Raw genomic sequence first — 16,937 nt, 5'->3', positions numbered from 1 at the left:
CCGGAGCCGTCGCGGACGAGCCGGCGCCGGGGGGAAGGAAGGGCGGGGGAGGGAGCGGCGGGCTCCTCCCCCGCCCGAATCGTCCCGGGCGGAAGCCCGACTGTCAGTTCACCGTCAACAACGTCTTGCCCACCACGGACCGCGCCTCGATCGCGGCGTGCGCGTCGGCCGCGCGTTCCAGGGGGAACCTCGCCCCGATCACCGGGCGGAGCCGGCCGGCGGCCGCAAGCTCCAGTGCCCGGCCGGCCAGCCGGGCCGCCTCCACCGGTGCGAACTGCACGTCGGCGATGCCGCGCAGCGTCACCCCGCGGCGTTCCGCCTCGCTCGGCTCGATCGCGGCGAAACCGCCGCCGGGTGCTCCGTGGGCGGACATGCGTCCCCCGTCGGCGGTCAGGTCGAACGCCGTCCGCCCGATGTCGCCTCCGGCGCCGTCGAAGGTGACGTCCACTCCGCGCGGCCCGGCCAGCTCGCGCACCCGTGCCGTCCAGTGGGGCTCGCCGTAGTCGACCACCTCGATGCCGTACGTCCGCAGGTGGGCCAGCTTCGCCTCGCTTCGCGCCGCCCCGATCACCCGGGCGCCCGCCGACCGGGCCAACTGGACGAGGAGTACGCCCATGCCACCCGCGGCAGCCGTGATCAGCACCGTCTCACCCGACCCGGGCGCGGCCGGTTCGAACACCCCGAGCGCGGTGACCCCGTCGTGCAGCAGGGCCGCCGCGACGGTCGTCTCCACCTCGTCCGGTACCGCGAGCAGCGCTTCGGCGGGGGCCGGCGCCTGCTGGGCGTACCCGCCCCATTCGACGGTCGCGGACGCCGCCCGGCGTCCGACCCAGCCCGGGTCCACGTCCGCGCCGACCGAGAGCACCCGGCCGGCCACCGCGTTGCCGGGCACCCACGGGAGCTCGACCGGGAAGTAGTCCCGCCAGGCCCCGCGCCGGATCTGGGTCTCGACGAAGCCGGTGTCCGCCACCTCGACGCCGATGACGACCTGCCCCGGCCCGGCGACCGGCGCGGGCACCTGCTCCGGCACGAGCACCTCCGGCCCGCCGAACTCCTTCACCCGTACGGCCCACATCTGTTCCACATCCCCTCCTCGGGCTTCGCAACCGGTTCCGCAGTACGCCCGCCACCATGCTGGCTCAACCTTGGTTCAGGTCAAACCGTTCGAGCGACGGGCGTACGTCGGCAGCCGGAACCGAGGGCACGGATTCGTGCGGTAGGAGAGGAAGTCGTACGGACCTCAGGCGCCGGCGGGCACCTTGTCCAGGAACCCGAGCACCGCCCGGATCCTCCCGTCCTCGCCGCGGACCGCGACGTCGAACCCCACGACCAGGGCCTCGCCGTCAGCGGGCCCGAGCTCCCAGGTGAACCGCGCGATGTCGTGGTGGGTGTCGACGCCGCCGCCGAGCCGGAACACCAGGCCCGGGAACTGCGCCTGCACGGCCGCGATGGTCGCGTCGAACGCGTCGTGGCCGGCCACGTCGACCAGCGGGTCGGTGTAGGTGCCGTCCTCGGCGAGAACCGCCTCGACGCCTGCCCGGCGGGCGGCCGCGTCGGTCTCGTTCCAGGTCGCGATGTAGCGCTCGACGAGTTCGGTGAAGTCGCTCATGGTGGTTACCTCCTACTGGCTTCGTGCCATGTCGTGCGTTTCGATGTGCCTCACACGCTAGGAATCGCGGGGTGTACGCGGCATCTGTCGAATGACTGGGACTGACCGGGACCGACCGGGATCCGTCGCCGCCAGGTACCGTGCGACCGTGCTGTACGGCAGGGCGAGCGAGCAGGAACGCCTGGCGTCCCTGGTCGAGGACGCCCGGGCGGGCCGCAGCGGCGTCCTCGTCCTGCGAGGCGAGCCGGGCATCGGCAAGACCGCGCTGCTCGACGACCTGGCCGACCGGGCGCGGGCCGCGGGGGTACGCGTGCTCCGCGGCGCCGGGATCGAGGCGGAGGCGGCGCTGCCGTACGCCGGACTCCACCTGCTGCTGCACCCGGTGCTGGACCGGATCGGCGCGCTGGCACCACCCCAGGCCGGCGCGCTCTCGGCCGCGTTCGGGCTGTCCTCGGCCCCGGCCGGGGGCGACCGGTTCCTCGTCGGGTTAGGCGTCCTCTCGCTGCTGTCGGAGGTCGCAGAGGACGGCGGTGCGGTCTGCCTGGTCGACGACGCGCAGTGGTTGGACCGGGCGTCGGCGGACGCGTTGACGTTCGCCGCCCGCCGGCTGGACGCCGACGGAGTGGCCGTGGTGTTCGCCGCCCGGGACACCGCGGATGCTTTCCCCTCGACCGGACTGGCCCAACTCCGCCTCGCCGGGCTCGCCCCCGACGCCGCGACCGCCGTGCTCGACTCCCGTCCCGTCAAGGGACCGTTGACAGCTCAGGTGCGCGCTCGCGTGCTCGCCGAGGCCCACGGCAACCCGCTGGCGCTGGCGGAGCTTCCCGCCGCGCTCGCCGCCGCGCCGACCGGCGAGGCGATCCGGCCGGGCGCTCTGCCGCTGACCGAACGCCTGCGGGTCGCCTTCGACGGTCAGGTACGCCGGCTCCCACCGAGGACGCAGCTCGCCCTGCTGGTCGCCGCGGCCGAGGACGCCGGGCACCTCGACGTCGTGCTCCGGGCGGCGGGTGAGCTCGGTGCCGGGCTCGCGGACCTGGCCGACGCCGAGTCCGCCGGTCTGGTCGTCGCCGACGGGGGCACGATCCGGTTCCGACACCAGTTGGTGCGCTCCGCTGTGTACGAGGGCGCTCCGCTCGGGCTGCGGCTGAAGGCGCACCGGGCGCTGGCCGCGGCGTTCGACGACCCCTCCGACCGCGATCGGCGGGCATGGCATCTCGCGCTGGCGAGCACCGGCCCCGACGAAGGCGTCGCCGCCGAACTCGAGGCCAGCGCGACCCGGGCGGCCGAGCGCGGTGGGGACGCGGCGGCCGCGACGGCGTACGAACGCGCCGCCCGGTCGAGCACCACCACGCGGAGCCGAGCCCGACGGTTACTGCTGGCCGCCGAGTCCGCCGCCCGGGCCGGCGACTTCACCCGGGCGCTCGCCCTCGCCGACCGCGTTCCGAACACCCCCGACGACCAGCGCGAGCTCCGCCAGGGGCGTTCGACCGAACGCGCCCGGCTGGCGCTGGCCCGCGCGACCGCCCATTTCTGGGCCGGCGCGTTCCCGACCGCGCACCGCCTGCTGCTCGACGGCGCCACCGCGGCGGCCCCGCACGACCAGCCGCAGGCCGCCTGGCTGTTGATGCAGGCGATGTACGTCGCCTGGTTCACCGGCGACCGCGAGCTGAGCCGGGCGACGGCGGACCGGCTGCGCGGCGTACGGCTGCCCGACGACCATCCGCACCGGGCGATCCTCCCGCTGATGACCCTGCTGGCCCGGCTGGCGGGCGGAGCCGGCGACCCCGGCGACCCCGGCGACCCCGGCGACCCCGGCGACCCCGGCGACCCCGGCGACCCCGGCGACAACGCCAAGCCAACCGACACCGGCGACGCCGCCGACACCGACCGGGACGGCGGCCCGCCGCCGACGATCGTCGCCGAGGCGCTCGGGCGAGCCGGCAGCCGCGACCTCCTCCCCACGGTGATGATCGGTGGCGCGGCCTGGATCACCGCCCAGGACGACCTGGCGTACGACGTGTTCGCGTCCTTCGCCGACCAGGTCCGCGCCGACGGACGGATCGGCTGGCTCGCGGGTGCGCTCGGCTCGCTCGGTGAGGCCGAACTCTTCCTCGACCGGCACCGGAACGCCGCTGCCCAGTTGGACGAGGCCATGCGGATCGGTGCCGACACCGGGCAGGCACACGCGGTGAGCCACTTCGGGGGCGTCCGCGCCTACCTCGCTGCCCTGCGCGGCGACGAACCCCACCTTCGTGAACTCGTCGACACGGTGCGGGCCGCCGCCGCGGGCGACTCCTCCCCAGGCCCGACGTGGACGCAGTGGGCGATGGCGACGCACGACCTCGCGACCGGTCGCCCCGAGGCGTGCCTGGCCCGGCTCGAGACCGTCGCGCGTGGCCCGGCCCGGCACCAGGTACCCGCGACCCGCTGCGCACCCGACCAGGTGGAGGCCGCCATCCGCCTCGGCGCGCCGGACAGGGCCGCCGAACCCCTTGCCCGGTTGACCGAATGGGCCTCGTGGGTACGCCAGCCCTGGGTCGACGCGCTCGTCCGCCGATGCCGGGCGCTGCTGGCCCCGGACGACGAGGCCGAGGCGGACTTCGCCGCGGCGCTCGAGCTCCACGAGGTGTCGGCGAAGCCGTGGGACGCCGCGCGCACCAGACTGCTGTACGGCGAGTGGCTGCGCCGGGTTCACCGCCCGACCGCCGCCCGTACCCAGCTCGCGGCCGCACTCACCGCGTTCGAACACCTGGCCGCGGATCCCTGGGCGGACCGTGCCCGGGCGGAGCTCCGCGCGGCCGGGGCGCCGGCCACGCTGACCAGGCCGAGCAGGCCGACCGGGGCGAGCAGGCCGACCGGCGGTCAGGCGCCGGACCTGCTGGCCACGCTCACTCCGCAGGAACTCCAGATCGTCCGGCTGGCCGCCGAGGGCAGGTCCAACCGGGACATCGCCGCCCAGCTGTTCCTCAGCCCGCGTACCGTCGGTTACCACCTCTACAAGGCCTATCCGAAGCTCGGCGTGACCTCGCGGGCCCAGCTCGCCGCGATCGTCCTCGCCGACCGCTGACTCCGGCCACCGCCCGCCCGCGACGCCGGGCGGACCGAGGTTGCCTCAGCCCTGCAGGTGGGCCGTGCCGGCCTGGGCGTCGGCCACCAGCGCGCGCCGGAACATCACCCACAGCGCGAGCCCCAGCACCGCGATCCCGGCCACGAGGTCGGCGACGATGAGGAGGTTCTGCACGCCGTCGAACGCCGAGGGCGGCCCGTCGGTGTAGTGGGCCGCGCTGATCAGGCCGCTGACGGAGTAGACCGCGATCCCGCCGACCGCCGGCCACCAGCGTCCCTCGCGGTAGGCGAGGTAGCCGATCATGCCGACGGCGGTGAGCACCACCCAGGCCACCGGGACCACCCAGGACCCGGCGCCGGCGATCGGGCTGTCGGGATTGACGGCGTACCGGTCGAAGCGAACGGTGTTGTCGACGTAGTGGAAGATCGAGACGACGAACGCGAACGCCAGAACCAGTGTCGGCGCCCACCGGGTGGCACCCGAGGACGCTCCGGCGCCAGGTCGTGCGTCCGCGCGGATGCCCGCGCGGTAACCCTTCCGGCCGACCTCGGACATCGGCGGGTCACCCCTCCCCGAGCAGTCCCGGAAGCTCGTGCATGTCGCTGAACAACGTGGTGCCAGGGCCTGCGAGCCGTTCGGCGGGGATGATCCCGCCGCCGACATAACCGTACGCCGTCATCCCGGCCGCACGCGCGGCCAATACGCCGTACTCGCTGTCCTCGATCACCGCACAGTCGGCCGGGTCGACACCGAGCGAGCGCGCCGCGTGCAGGAACAGATCGGGAGCCGGCTTGCCGTGCGCGACCTCGGTGGCGCTGAAGATGCGGCCTTCGAAGCGTTCGTACAGTCCGGTGAGCCCGAGGGTGAACCGCATCTTCTCGTGGCTGCCGCTGGAGGCGACGCAGGTCAGGCCGGCGATCCGGTCGAGCGCCTCCACGATCCCCTCGACCGGGCGCAGCTCGGCGGCGAGCACCTCGCGGTAGCGCGCGACGAACCTGGCGTGGACGTCCTCGGGCACCGGCGCGCCGAGATGCGCGGCCAGCTCGCCCATCATGTAGTCGGTGGTCCGGCCCACGAACCGGCGCGCGATCTCCTCGCTGGACAGCGGCCAGCCGAGTTCGGCGAAGAGTTCGGTGTCGACCCGGAGGGCGAGGGGCTCACTGTCGACGAGCACGCCGTCGCAGTCGAAGATCACCAGCTTGTACGTCGAGGCCACGCCGAGCACCCTAGGCCATGCCGGATCGGGTCCCGTCCCACGGCGTCACTCCTGGGCCGTCTCGCGGGCCTGCCGGGCGGCACTCTCGCGGCCGGCCTCCAGGTGGCGGGCGAGGGTGGCGCTGATCGTGCCGAGCTCGGCCACCTGGTCGTCGCTGAGCTGGTCGAACAGGTGCCGGCGTACGCCCTCCACGTGCCCGGGTGCCGCGGCCTCGAGCGCGGCGAAGCCCTCGTCGGTCAGTGCCGCGAAGTGCCCGCGCCGGTCGGTCGCGCAGGCGCGGCGGCGCACCCAGCGGCGTTCCTCCAGCCGGGCGACGGCGTGGGAGAGCCGGCTGCGGGAGGAGCCGAGCAGGTCGGCCAGCTCGCTCATCCGCATCTCCCGGTCGGGGTGCTCCGACAGCCGGACGAGGATCTCGTAGTAGGCGTGCGGCATCCCCGCCTCCGCCTGCAGCTCCTGGTCGAGGCGTTCGAAGAACAGCCGGGTCGCCGCGAGGAAGTCCCGCCAGACCCGCTGCTGACCGTCGTCGAGCCACCTGGTTTCCGCCACGGCTCCATCGTACCCGAAATAGTTGAACGCTTGATGATCCTCTGTTATGGTCGGGGGGTAGTCAAGCGTTCAACCAACTGGCTCGTTCCAGGGAGGACGGTCGCCATGCCGATCACCCGTCTCAACCACGCCGTGCTGTACGTACGGGACGTGAACCGCAGCGTCGCGTTCTACTCCGACGTGCTCGGCTTCCGGCGTGTCGACATGACCCCGGAGGGCTTCACCGGCGCGGCGTTCCTCCAGGCCGCGGGCTCGTCCAACGACCACGACCTCGGCCTGTTCGAGATCGGCGCGCAGGCCGGTGCCTCCCAGGCCGGCCGGGTCACCGTCGGCCTCTACCACCTCGCGTGGGAGGTCGACACGCTCGCCGAGCTCGACGCCGTGCGGGAGCGACTGGTCGCCGCCGGGGCCCTGGTCGGCGCCAGCGACCACAGCACCAGCAAGAGCCTGTACGGCCGCGACCCGGACGGCATCGAGTTCGAGGTGGCGTGGTTCGTTCCGGCCAAGCTGCTCGACGAGGCCACGCTCGCCGGCCGCAAGGGCATCCGCCCGCTCGACCTGGAACAGGAGAAGCGGCGGTACGGCGCGACCACGCCCGGCGCGAGCTCCGCGGTCGATCCGGCCTGAATCCGGCGTCGCCCGGGATGAACCCGCTCGTGAATCCACCCGTGAACCCGACGACCCGCACCGCCTCGACCACGGAAGGACCACCGACCAGATGAAGTCCCCGCGCATCGTTCGCGACCTCGCCCTCCTGCTCACCCGGGTCGGCCTCGGCGTCGTCCTGATCGCCCACGGCTGGCAGAAGTTCGACGAGTTCGGGCTCGCCGGCACCGCCGCGAGCTTCGACAAGATGGGCATCCCCCTGCCGACCGCCAGCGCCTACTTCGCGACCGCGGTCGAACTCGTCGGCGGCGCGGCCCTCGTCCTGGGCCTCGTGGTGCCCCTCGTCGGGGTCCTCGTCGCGCTCGACATGGCCGGGGCGTTCGCGCTCGTGCACGCCGGCAACGGCGTCTTCGTCACCGCGGGCGGCTTCGAGCTCGTGGTGTCGATCGGGCTGGCAGCCCTGCTGCTGGCGGCGTTCGGTTCCGGGCGGATCGGCCTGGACCCGCTGCTGTTCGGCCGCCGCGCTCGTACGACCACAGTCAAGGTCGGCGCACCGGCCTGACCAAGCCCTACCGAGGACCGGCCAAGCTCTCGGCCCGGCGCGTCACTTCGTGCCGGGCCGGGGCCGTTTCAGCGGCGGGCCGGACTCCTTTTCAGCGGCCGGAGCGGCGCGGCAGGGCGAGGATGACGGCGACGGCCAGGATCGCCGGTGCGGTCACCACCAGCCAGGCGGCCGGCGGGAGCGGGAGTACGACGACGACCGACAGCACCACCGCACCGGTGAGCCCGGCGGCGAGCAGCGGTGCGACCGTCCGCACCCAGCCGGGCAGCCCGGCCGTGGTCGCTCCGGACCCCGCGGCCCGGGTGCCCTCGGGCTGCCAGCCGTCCTCCCCTGCCAGGGACTGGGCGAGTTCCACCAGCACGAGGTACGCCAGCGCCAGCAGCCCCAGCACGGCTGCGGTGGGCACCGGCAACCGCCCGCTGTCGGCCGACAGCATGACGCCGAGTGCGGCCAGCGCCAGCCCGGTCGTGCCGAACGCCCCCAGCCCGAGGTCGGCCAGGACGCCCAGCCGCCGGATGCCCGCGACACCGCGGAGGCCCCGGACACCGGCTCCGACCACGCCCCCGTATCCCAGGCAGAGCGCCACCACCGTGGGCAGCCCGACCCAGACCAGCGCCGACGGCGGCAGCACCTCGAGCAGGACCACCACGAACCCGAGGACGCACGCCCCGGCCGCCGATGCCGCGGTGAGCGGACCGATCCTCATCGGGCACCTCCCATCAGCGGCTCCAGCCGCACCCGGTCCAGGGCGATGCCGACCTCCTCGTCCCAGGACAGCACCGTCACGCCCATCTCCGCCAGGCTGTGCAGCAGGACCTCCCGCTCCAGCCGCCAGACCCGCACGGCCAGCTCGCTGTCCGGCTCCCGGGGCGAGGGCTCGGGTTCGGCGGACAGCACGTCGACCACGATCACCGGGTGCCCGCGTTCGCGCAGGTCTCGTACGGCCTCGGCGGCGCGCGCGTCGACCAGCGGGGTGAACACGAACGCCAGCGCGCCCGGCGGCAGCGCCTGCGGCGGGAAGTGGGCGACGTCCGGCTCGAGGTAGCTCTCGTCCACGCGGGACGCGAGCAGGGTCTCCACGATGCGGTAGTACTGCCGGGTCCCGACGTCGGGCGCCAGCCACCGCAGCGCGCCGCCGAGCGTGACCACCCCCACCCGGTCGGCGTACCGCAGGTATGCCTGGACCACCGTCGCCGCCCCGCGCACCGCCAGGTCGAGGGAGGACCGCCCGAACGGCCCGAGGTCCACGGTGGTGTCCACGACCGCCACCACGTCCGCGGCCCGCTCGGCGGCGTACTCGTTGACGTACAGCTCGTCGCGGCGGGTGCTCACCGGCCAGTTGACCCGGCGCACCGGATCACCGGGGGCGTACGTACGGATTCCCGCGAACTCCACCCCGGGGCCGGCGCGCCTGGCCACGTGGCTGCCCACCCGGGCCAGCAGCCTGGGCGGTACGGCGACCTCGCGGACCGCGGAGGGCGGCGGGAAGACGGTGAGCTCGGCCAGGGAGAGCGTGGCGGTCCCGACGTAACCCCAGCCGCGGCTGCGTACCCGTAACCGCAGCGGCCCCGCCCGCCAGCGCCCCCACCGCCGCGCCCGAACCGTCCAGGTGTGCGACACGCTCCGTACCTCGAACTCCCGGCACGCCCGCTGTCCGTCGACCTCGAACGTCCGCGGCAGCGCCAGGTCGAGCCCGATCTCCCCGAGCACCTCCTCCGCGCGCACCACGACGTGCACCTCGACGTCCTCGTCCTCGAAGCTGCGCGGCTCGGACAGGGCCGCCTCCACCCGGACCGTCTCCGGCCGTGGCCGGCGCAGCGCGACGACCAGGGCGACCAGGCAGGGCGCGGCCACCAGGACGGGTTCTGGCCGGGCCGCGACGATGCCGGCCACCAGCGCCAGCGCGCCGAACACCGCCAGCCGGACCGCGAGCCTGCTCATCCGCCAGGTCGGCGTGACCTCGACGCCCGGCAACGGCGACGCCGGCCGCGTCGGCGGCGGCGTCGCCCTCGGCGGTGTCAGCTCCGGCGCCGGCGGCGGCGTGGTCACCGGGCGGCGCCGGTGCGGTCGAAGACCCGGGTGCTGGGCGTCGGCACCCGGCCGAGGAGTTCGGTGATCACGTCCTCGCCGGACACCCGGCGTACCCACAGCTCCGGCCGCAGCACCAGCCGGTGCCCGAGCGCGGCGACAGCGACCTGCTGCACGTCCTCAGGCGTGACGTAGTCGCGGCCGGCCAGCACCGCGGCGCCCCGGGCCAGCTGGGTCACCGCCAGGGTGCCGCGCGGGCTGGCGCCGACCTGCGCCTTGGGGTGTTCGCGGGTGGCCTGAACCAGCGCCACGACGTACGCCAGCACGTCGTCGTGCACCTCGACCTGCTCCAGAGACGCGCTCATGGCCGCCAGCTCGGCCGGCTCCACGACCTGGTTCGGTACCGGCCGCTCGGCGCCCCGGTCCAGCCGGCGGCGCACCATGTCCGCCTCCAGCTCGGCGGTGAGGTAGCCGAGCCGGGTACGCAGCACGAACCGGTCCAGCTGCGCCTCCGGCAGCGGGTAGGTGCCCTCGTACTCGATCGGGTTCTCCGTGGCCAGCACCACGAACGGCGCGGGCAGTGCGCGGGTCACCCCGTCGGCGGACACCTGCCGTTCCTCCATCGCCTCGAGCAGGGCGGCCTGCGTCTTCGGCGGCGTGCGGTTGATCTCGTCGGCGAGCAGCAGTTGGGTGAAGACCGGACCTTCGCGGAACGCGAACTCACCGGTCTTCTGGTGGTAGATCGACGCACCGGTGAGGTCCTGGGGCAGCAGGTCCGGCGTGAACTGCACCCGGGTGAACCGCAGGCCGAGCGCCCGCGCGAACGACCGGGCGAGCAGCGTCTTGCCCAGGCCGGGCAGGTCCTCCAACAGAACGTGGCCGTCGGCGAGGATGCCGAGCAGGACGAGGGTGAGCGGTCCGCGCTTGCCGACGATCACGCGTTCCATCTCGGCCAGGACGGCCAGCGCCCGCTCCCGGGTCTGCTCCGGGCTCAGCGCCGGTCGGTCCTGCGCGGCCGGTGGGTGGTGCGTGGCCGACGGGTTCTGCGGTGTCGTCACGGTGAGGTGCTCCTTTCCGGCCGGTCGACCTGACCGGTCGCGGGATTCGGCTCGGTACTTGCGGGGCCCGCCTCGGGACCTGCCTCGGGGCTTGTCTCGGTGCTTGTCTCGGGGCTCGCCTCGGGGCGAAGGCGTTCGAGGGTGCCGACCAGCCGGTCCAGCGTGCTCAGGTCAGGCCCGGGCGCGGTCCGGTCGGTCGACGCCGACCGTTCCGGACCCAGCAGGTCCCAGGCCTCCTCGCCCAGCAGCCGGCGGGCGGCCTCGGGGTTTGCGGCCAGGTCGACGCCGTGCCCCTCGGCCAGCCGTACCGACGCGGCGGCCAGCAGGCGTTCGCGCAGCCCGACGTCGAAGTCGCGCCGGGAGAACCTCGCCCAGCCGATGTCGGCGACGATCCGTTCGTACGCCGGGAACGATCCCGCCGAGCTCCTCCGCCGACGCCGCGGGAACGGCAGCCGCCGAAGCCAGTCCCACAACGGACGGCGGCGCGGGCGTTCGGGGCCCTGCAGCCGCAGCAACGCTCCGAGGACCTCGAACACGGCCATGACGGTGAGCCCGAGCAGCAGTCCCTGCAACCGCTGGGTGGCGGTCGCGGCGAGCAGCAGGACGACCAGGATCGGGCGAAGCTGCCTCACCTGTCCGCCTCGTCCCGGGTCGCCGCCACGCGTAGTTCGCTGTCCAGCCGGCCGAGTACGTCCACCGCGCGAATGCGCACCTGCGGGTCGAGCTCCCGCCGGGTGTAGCGGGCCTGCCGGAACAGCCCGGTGAGTTCCTCCGCCGCGGCGGCGCCCGCGGAACTGAACAGCCCGGCGTCCACCGCCCTCCGGAGCAGGGTGGCCGGGGTGTCGGCGGCAGCGCGAGCGACCCCCGTCCGTGCGAGCGCCTCCTCCATCGCGGCGTACGCACCGATCACGGCCGCCCTCGGCTCGTCCAGGTCGGCCAACGCGGCCCGGCCGGCGGAGACCACCGCGTGCACCTCCGCCGCGGACGGTTCGGCCAGGGCCTCCTGCGGCTGCGGAGCCTGCCGGCGAGCGACCAGGGCCAGCGCGAGAGCGATCAGCCCGGCGACGAACCCGGCGGCGACGGCGACCGGCCAGTTCCAGCTGGGGCGAGCGCCGGGCTGCGGCCGTGGCGCGGCGGTGGCGGCCCCGGCACCGGCCGGCGGGGCGGTGGGCGGCGTCGTGGGGGTGGCGCCGTGGTTCTGCAGGGCCGATTGGATCTGGTCACGGAAGGCGAAGACTGCCAGCACGATCGCGAGCATCACCACGGCGCCGATCACCATGCTCAGCCCGCCGGTTCGCTGCGGTCGGTCCCCGCGGCGAAGCGAGGGCCCGACGAGCAGCGCCGCGACGAACAGCGCGAGGCCAAGGCCCAGCAGCACCCCGAAGATCGCGACGATCGTCTTCGCCGAGATCTGCCGGGTGTCCAGGGAGATCTGGTCCTGCCAGCCGAGGCCGACGGCGCCGGCGGCGAGGAGCACCAGCACCATGGCGACCATGGCCGCGCCGGCCCAGCGGGCCGCCGGTCCGCGTGCACGCACAGCCGCCCCTTCCGTCCCCCGGCACCTCGACGGTCAGCGTCGTCAGCCTGCCGGACGACGTTCGGCCCCGCCAATCGCGAATCCGCAACGATCTGGCCGGACCCTGACAGCCGCTCCGGTGACGTGCTCGGCATTCACTCAGCGTGATGCAACTCGTGCGGCCGGGCTTCGCGGTCCGACGACCCGCCGAAGGTCCGGCCTCACCGCCCTCACGCTTGCGGTCGAAACTGTCCGTACACACGAAAGTGGCGGCCCCTCCCTCATCGGGATGGACCGCCACCTCGTCAGTACCTGCGTGTCCGAGCGTGAGACAACCACCTTCTCAGCGGCTCTCGGCTCCCCCGCGCTGTTCGGGGAGTACCCCGGCCAGCAGCGCTCGCACCTCGGACTCACGGTAACGCCGGTGTCCCCCAAGTGTCCGGATCGAGCTGAGCTTGCCTGCCTTAGCCCACCGGGTCACTGTTTTGGGGTCGACCCTGAACATGGCCGCGACCTCTGCCGGCGTCAGCAGAGACTCGGTCTCCGGCGTACGTGTCGTCATGAGCGGCCTCCTCCACGAGAACCGGACATTCGTCCGTCCCGCACCCTCCATGGTGCATCGAATCCCTCATCGAGGACAGAGGCTTGTGTCAGGACAAGCACCACTTTGGTCACGCCGCGTTATGCATCCCCCACGTGACGTAGTGATACTAGTCCACCCCTCTCCTCACGTGACTCACCGTAACCCGAATCCGGTCGTTCCGCCCAGTTTTGCCAGAATTTCCGGACCTGTTCCAGTGTTTCACGATGCGCGCTCTTTTTCGCGCAGCTCCCACCACTGCTTCCGTAGGCGGTGGTAGATCCCTATCGCCTCCTCGTCGTCACCCTTCGCCACCGCCTGGAGGGCGGCAGCCACATCCCTGGCGGAGCGGTCCGCGGTGATCCGCTCCGAGCCCATCAGCCGCACGAGGCCGCCGTAGTCCAACTCCACCCAGCTGTGCGGATGGAACGACTCGATCCAGCGGCCGAGCGTGCGAAGCGGCTCCATCTCCCACTCGGGACGAGCCCGGGTCAGCAGCCGGTGGGCACGGCTGAGCCGGCGGCGCGCCTCCACCATGGGTGCGCGGTAGCGAAGCTCCACAGGATCCATCCCGATACTGCGGTCCTCATCACCAAAGATGACGAACCAAGCGAGCGGAACGTGCCAGCGCGCGGTCAGGATGTGGGGTTCTGCGTCCGGCGGACACATGTCCTCACTGAGCGCGTCGAAGTCGACACGGTCCAGGCCGCCCGCGGGCAGCAGGACCCGCAGCACGTGCTCAGGCAACGACATCATGAGATCACCGAGTGCCTGGCGGACCCGAAGGGCGGATTCGTCCGGACACAGCAGGAGGTTGCCCCCCACCTCCATGGCATAAGCGCGACGCGCCCGCGACACGGCACCAGGTGGCAGCATCGGTAACAAGGCGGCGAGCGACTCCCGCTGCTCGGCCACGGCCAAAGACGACGTTTCCGGACGTTCGGGCACCCGGACCTGCGCTTCCCACGATGTCCGTTCCCGGGCCGGGAATGCGCCCAGCGGCTCGTAAACCCGCAGGTAGCAGCAGTACGGCGTGACGACCGAAGTCCGCATGCTCCCATCGTGCACCTCTCCGTTGGTTCGCGGCACCTGTCCAGTGAGATCCTGAGCAGCCGTTATCCGCTCTAAGGTGGATCCGGACGGCCCGCCCCACCCCCTGCGGGCACGCAGCAGCGAGGAGTCACCAACGTGACGGAGTTCTTCGGCCGGCACCCCGGCCACGAGCAGCTGGTCTTCTGCGCCGACGAGACGACCGGCCTGCAGGCGATCATCGCGATCTCCTCCACGGCTCTCGGGCCGGCGCTCGGCGGCACCAGGTTCCACCCGTACCCCAGCGAGGACGCGGCCGTGGCCGACGCCCTCAACCTCTCCACCGCGATGTCCTACAAGGCCGCCCTGGCCGGACTCGCCCTCGGCGGCGGGAAGGCCGTGATCATCGGGGATCCCGACCGGGACAAGACCGAGCCGCTCCTGCGCTCCTACGGCCGGTTCGTCGAGTCCCTCGGCGGGCGTTACATCACCGCCTGCGACGTCGGCACGTACTCGCCCGACATGGACGTGATCGCCCAGGAGTCCCGCCACGTCACCGGCCGCACCGTCGAACACGGCGGCGCCGGCGACTCCTCCGTGCTCACCGCGTTCGGCGTCTTCCAGGGCATGCGCGCCTGCGCCGAGCACCGGTGGGGGACGCCGACCCTCCGCGGCCGCCGCGTGGGCGTCGCCGGTGTCGGCAAGGTCGGCCGGCACCTCCTCGACCACGTGCTCGCCGACGGAGGCGAAGCCGTGATCACCGACGTCAGCGAGGCCGCCGTGGAGCGGGTACGCCAGGAGCACCCCGAGATCGACGTGGTGACCGACACCATGGCGCTGGTCGAGGCCGACCTCGACGTCTACTCACCCTGCGCCCTCGGCGGCGCGCTGGACGACACCAGCGTGCCCCGGCTGCGGGCCGGCATCGTCTGTGGCGGCGCCAACAACCAGCTCGCCCACCCGGGTATCGAGAAGCTTCTGCAGGACCGCGGCATCCTCTACGCGCCCGACTACCTCGTCAACGCGGGCGGCCTGATCCAGGTGGCCGACGAGCTGCACGGGTTCGACTTCGAACGGGCGAGGGCCCGTGCTGCACGGATCCTCGACACCACCCGGGAGGTCCTGCAGGCGGCCGACGCCGAAGGCGTACCCCCCGTGGTCGCCGCCGACCGGCTGGCCGAACGCCGGATGGCCGACGCGGGCCGCGGCCGGCCGCTGTGGCTCGGCGGGCCGACCAGCTGACCGGGTCAGACACGACCGCGGGCCCGGCACTCCGGCCGGACCCGCGGTCGTGTGGTGTCGTCGCGGTGCTGTTCTCCCGCGCCGAGCGCCGGGGACAGGTCAGGAGCGGCCGGCGACCCAGCGGGCGGCGTTGCGGATGATGTGGCGTACGTCGTCCCGGTAGTACGTGGGGTTCTCCTCGTGGCCCGGCCGGAAGTAGAACACCCGCCCGTTGCCGACGGTGTACGCGCACCCGGACCGGAACTCGTGCCCGCCCGGGAACGTCGAGTGGAACACCACCGTGTCCGGCTTGCCGCAGCCGAACTCCTCGTCGTACATCTCCTCGTCCTCGATGGCGAAGTCGGTCACGCCCGCGGCGATCGGGTGCTCCGGAGCCAGCACCTTGATCGACTCCGGGCCGGCGTCGTGCTTCACGCCGCCGATCCGGCCGTCGTCACCGATCAGCCGGGTGAACGGCTTGGCCATGTGCGAGGAGTGCAGGGCGAGGAAGCCCATCCCGCGTTCCTTGACGTGCCGCTCGATCCGGTCGACGGTCGCGTCGCGGACGTGCCCGTGCAGGAGGTGTCCCCACCAGGCCAGTACGTCGGTCTGCGCGAGCACCTCCTCGGACACGCCCTGGTCCGGGTCGGTGAGCTCGGCCGTGCTCACCTGGAACCCCTGGTCCTTGTCCTGGCGCAGGCCGTCGGCGACCGCGCCGTTGATGTCGTGCGGGTACCACTCCTTGGGGGCGGTGTGCTCGGACCAGACGAGGACGCGGATCTTTCCCTGCTCGCTCACGTTTCCTCCTACGAGAGGTGGCCGGCGGTTGACGGGTCGCCGGCCGGCGGGACCGCGAGGACGTAACACCGAGACGCCGGTGTGTCGGGTACGGGCCTCACGGGGATCTGGTGGTGCGAAACTTGTCGGCTGCGGCTAGGACAGCGGACCGACCGCGCACAGCCCGCGCTCCTCGTCCGGGTCCACCGAGTCGGCGAACGCCTCGGAGTCCTGGGCCGGCGCGTAGCCGAGGTCGGCGGTGGCGTTGCCGGTGTCCCACTCGTGGCGGGTGTTGGCGGAGATCCCGTGGTAGACGCCGAACGGCACCTTCGCGGCGTCGGCCTCCACCGCGCCGACCACCAGCGCCCGCAGGTCCTCCGGCCCGATCCAGGACGGCAGCCCGCCGACCGAGCCCGGCCGGGGCTGGACGCCCCCGAACCGCAGGCACACCACCGACAGGTCCGTGCGGTAGGCGTACGTACGCCCGATCGCCTCGGTGAACGCCTTGCTCGCGCCGTACAGGCAGCACGGCGACGGCGGCCACGCCGGGTCGATCGGCACCTCGCCGCGGCGAACGTAGGCGCCCATCGCGTGCACCGAACTTGCCAGCACCACCCGGCGCACCCCGGCCGCCAGCGCCGCCTCCAGGACGGACGCCACCACGTCGAAGTTCGGCCCTCGCAGGTCCTCCCAGGAGGCCTGGGGGCTGGGGTCGGCGGCCAGGTGCACGACGGTGTCCATGCCGGCGACCGCGGCGGCCACGAAGTCCGTATCGGCCAGGTCGCCGGGGCGGACCTCGACGGAGCCCGGGTCGGCGGTCGGTGCCTCGTCCGTGCCGACCAGCGCCGCCCCGGCGGAGTCGGCCGGGATCGAACCGGCCCGGTCCGGCCGGTCGGTCAGCCGGAGCGAGTAACCGGCGAGACCGGGTAGCAGGAGCCGGGCCACGTTGCCTGCCGCTCCGGTGAGCAGCACACTGCGCTGGGTCATCCGCTGGTCGCCCGTCCCGTCGTGTCGTTGGGTCATCGGCACTCTTCGCCAGTCCACCTCTATCGCACCATGCCGGGAGCGTTCGGTGCGATTCCGGCGGACGGACGGACGTGCCCGATCCCGGACTCCGTCCCC

18 protein-coding genes are annotated in these 16,937 nt (G+C 73.3%); 4 read left to right on the top strand and 14 right to left on the bottom strand.

Going from position 1 to position 16,937, the window contains the following annotated elements; genetic code table 11:
* Positions 1-103 precede the first annotated feature (103 nt).
* Positions 104-1,075, bottom strand: a complete 972-nt coding sequence (locus tag BLU27_RS06970; protein WP_092657293.1) for a zinc-binding dehydrogenase — start codon at positions 1,073-1,075, stop codon at positions 104-106.
* A 165-nt stretch (positions 1,076-1,240) separates the two neighbouring features.
* Positions 1,241-1,609, bottom strand: a complete 369-nt coding sequence (locus BLU27_RS06965; RefSeq protein ID WP_092651707.1) for a nuclear transport factor 2 family protein — start codon at positions 1,607-1,609, stop codon at positions 1,241-1,243.
* A gap of 148 nt (positions 1,610-1,757) precedes the next feature.
* Here BLU27_RS06965 and BLU27_RS06960 point away from each other — a divergent pair, with 148 nt between their 5' ends.
* On the top strand, positions 1,758-4,676 hold the full coding sequence (locus BLU27_RS06960; RefSeq protein ID WP_206744640.1) for a helix-turn-helix transcriptional regulator: 2,919 nt from the start codon (positions 1,758-1,760) through the stop codon (positions 4,674-4,676).
* Between the two features lie 45 nt (positions 4,677-4,721).
* Here the strand turns inward: BLU27_RS06960 and BLU27_RS06955 are convergent, their stop codons facing one another.
* The 3 genes from BLU27_RS06955 to BLU27_RS06945 are packed head-to-tail and all read right to left on the bottom strand — an operon-like array spanning position 4,722 to position 6,438.
* Complete coding sequence (locus BLU27_RS06955) at positions 4,722-5,231, bottom strand: hypothetical protein (protein WP_092651703.1); 510 nt, start codon at positions 5,229-5,231, stop codon at positions 4,722-4,724.
* A gap of 7 nt (positions 5,232-5,238) precedes the next feature.
* A complete protein-coding gene (locus tag BLU27_RS06950) occupies positions 5,239-5,892 on the bottom strand; it encodes an HAD family hydrolase (RefSeq protein ID WP_092657291.1) in 654 nt (217 codons plus the stop codon).
* Positions 5,893-5,937: 45 nt separating this feature from the next.
* A complete protein-coding gene (locus BLU27_RS06945) occupies positions 5,938-6,438 on the bottom strand; it encodes a MarR family winged helix-turn-helix transcriptional regulator (protein ID WP_092651701.1) in 501 nt (166 codons plus the stop codon).
* A 105-nt stretch (positions 6,439-6,543) separates the two neighbouring features.
* Here BLU27_RS06945 and BLU27_RS06940 point away from each other — a divergent pair, with 105 nt between their 5' ends.
* Together BLU27_RS06940 and BLU27_RS06935 are read left to right on the top strand one after the other, a co-directional pair.
* Positions 6,544-7,065: a VOC family protein gene (locus BLU27_RS06940; RefSeq protein WP_092651699.1), complete on the top strand. Its 522-nt coding sequence runs from the start codon at positions 6,544-6,546 to the stop codon at positions 7,063-7,065.
* Positions 7,066-7,156: 91 nt separating this feature from the next.
* Positions 7,157-7,606: a DoxX family protein gene (locus tag BLU27_RS06935; protein WP_092651697.1), complete on the top strand. Its 450-nt coding sequence runs from the start codon at positions 7,157-7,159 to the stop codon at positions 7,604-7,606.
* A gap of 91 nt (positions 7,607-7,697) precedes the next feature.
* On the opposite strand, the gene BLU27_RS06930 is transcribed toward BLU27_RS06935, so the two are convergent.
* From BLU27_RS06930 to BLU27_RS06900, 7 genes are all read right to left on the bottom strand, one after another.
* Positions 7,698-8,312 carry a hypothetical protein gene (locus BLU27_RS06930; protein WP_092651695.1) on the bottom strand — a complete coding sequence of 205 codons (615 nt, stop codon included), beginning with the start codon at positions 8,310-8,312 and terminating at the stop codon, positions 7,698-7,700.
* Complete coding sequence (locus tag BLU27_RS06925) at positions 8,309-9,655, bottom strand: DUF58 domain-containing protein (RefSeq protein WP_092651693.1); 1,347 nt, start codon at positions 9,653-9,655, stop codon at positions 8,309-8,311. The genes BLU27_RS06930 and BLU27_RS06925 overlap by 4 nt, the downstream gene beginning before the upstream one ends.
* The gene (locus tag BLU27_RS06920; RefSeq protein WP_241827824.1) at positions 9,652-10,692 is read right to left on the bottom strand and encodes an AAA family ATPase; all 1,041 of its coding nucleotides are present in this window, start codon (positions 10,690-10,692) and stop codon (positions 9,652-9,654) included. The genes BLU27_RS06925 and BLU27_RS06920 overlap by 4 nt, the downstream gene beginning before the upstream one ends.
* Entirely contained in the window at positions 10,689-11,324 is a 636-nt protein-coding gene (locus tag BLU27_RS06915) for a hypothetical protein (protein ID WP_092651691.1), read from the bottom strand. The genes BLU27_RS06920 and BLU27_RS06915 overlap by 4 nt, the downstream gene beginning before the upstream one ends.
* A complete protein-coding gene (locus tag BLU27_RS28840) occupies positions 11,321-12,229 on the bottom strand; it encodes a DUF4129 domain-containing protein (RefSeq protein WP_197681714.1) in 909 nt (302 codons plus the stop codon). The genes BLU27_RS06915 and BLU27_RS28840 overlap by 4 nt, the downstream gene beginning before the upstream one ends.
* A 322-nt stretch (positions 12,230-12,551) precedes the next feature.
* Positions 12,552-12,770: a BldC family transcriptional regulator gene (locus tag BLU27_RS06905; RefSeq protein WP_092651690.1), complete on the bottom strand. Its 219-nt coding sequence runs from the start codon at positions 12,768-12,770 to the stop codon at positions 12,552-12,554.
* A gap of 240 nt (positions 12,771-13,010) precedes the next feature.
* On the bottom strand, positions 13,011-13,841 hold the full coding sequence (locus BLU27_RS06900) for a DUF8083 family protein (protein WP_157728280.1): 831 nt from the start codon (positions 13,839-13,841) through the stop codon (positions 13,011-13,013).
* A gap of 135 nt (positions 13,842-13,976) precedes the next feature.
* On the opposite strand from BLU27_RS06900, the gene BLU27_RS06895 reads away from it, so the two are divergent.
* Complete coding sequence (locus BLU27_RS06895; protein WP_092651686.1) at positions 13,977-15,059, top strand: Glu/Leu/Phe/Val dehydrogenase family protein; 1,083 nt, start codon at positions 13,977-13,979, stop codon at positions 15,057-15,059.
* 99 nt (positions 15,060-15,158) lie between these two features.
* Here the strand turns inward: BLU27_RS06895 and BLU27_RS06890 are convergent, their stop codons facing one another.
* Complete coding sequence (locus BLU27_RS06890) at positions 15,159-15,836, bottom strand: ThuA domain-containing protein (protein ID WP_157728279.1); 678 nt, start codon at positions 15,834-15,836, stop codon at positions 15,159-15,161.
* Positions 15,837-15,971: 135 nt separating this feature from the next.
* Positions 15,972-16,838 (bottom strand): NAD-dependent epimerase/dehydratase family protein, encoded by an 867-nt coding sequence (locus BLU27_RS29510; protein WP_172804896.1) that lies wholly within the window; start codon positions 16,836-16,838, stop codon positions 15,972-15,974.
* Positions 16,839-16,937 lie beyond the last annotated feature (99 nt).

This window comes from Actinopolymorpha singaporensis, assembly GCF_900104745.1.
Classification (GTDB): Bacteria; Actinomycetota; Actinomycetes; order Propionibacteriales; family Actinopolymorphaceae; genus Actinopolymorpha; species Actinopolymorpha singaporensis.
This window is presented reverse-complemented; position numbering and strand designations above follow the sequence as displayed.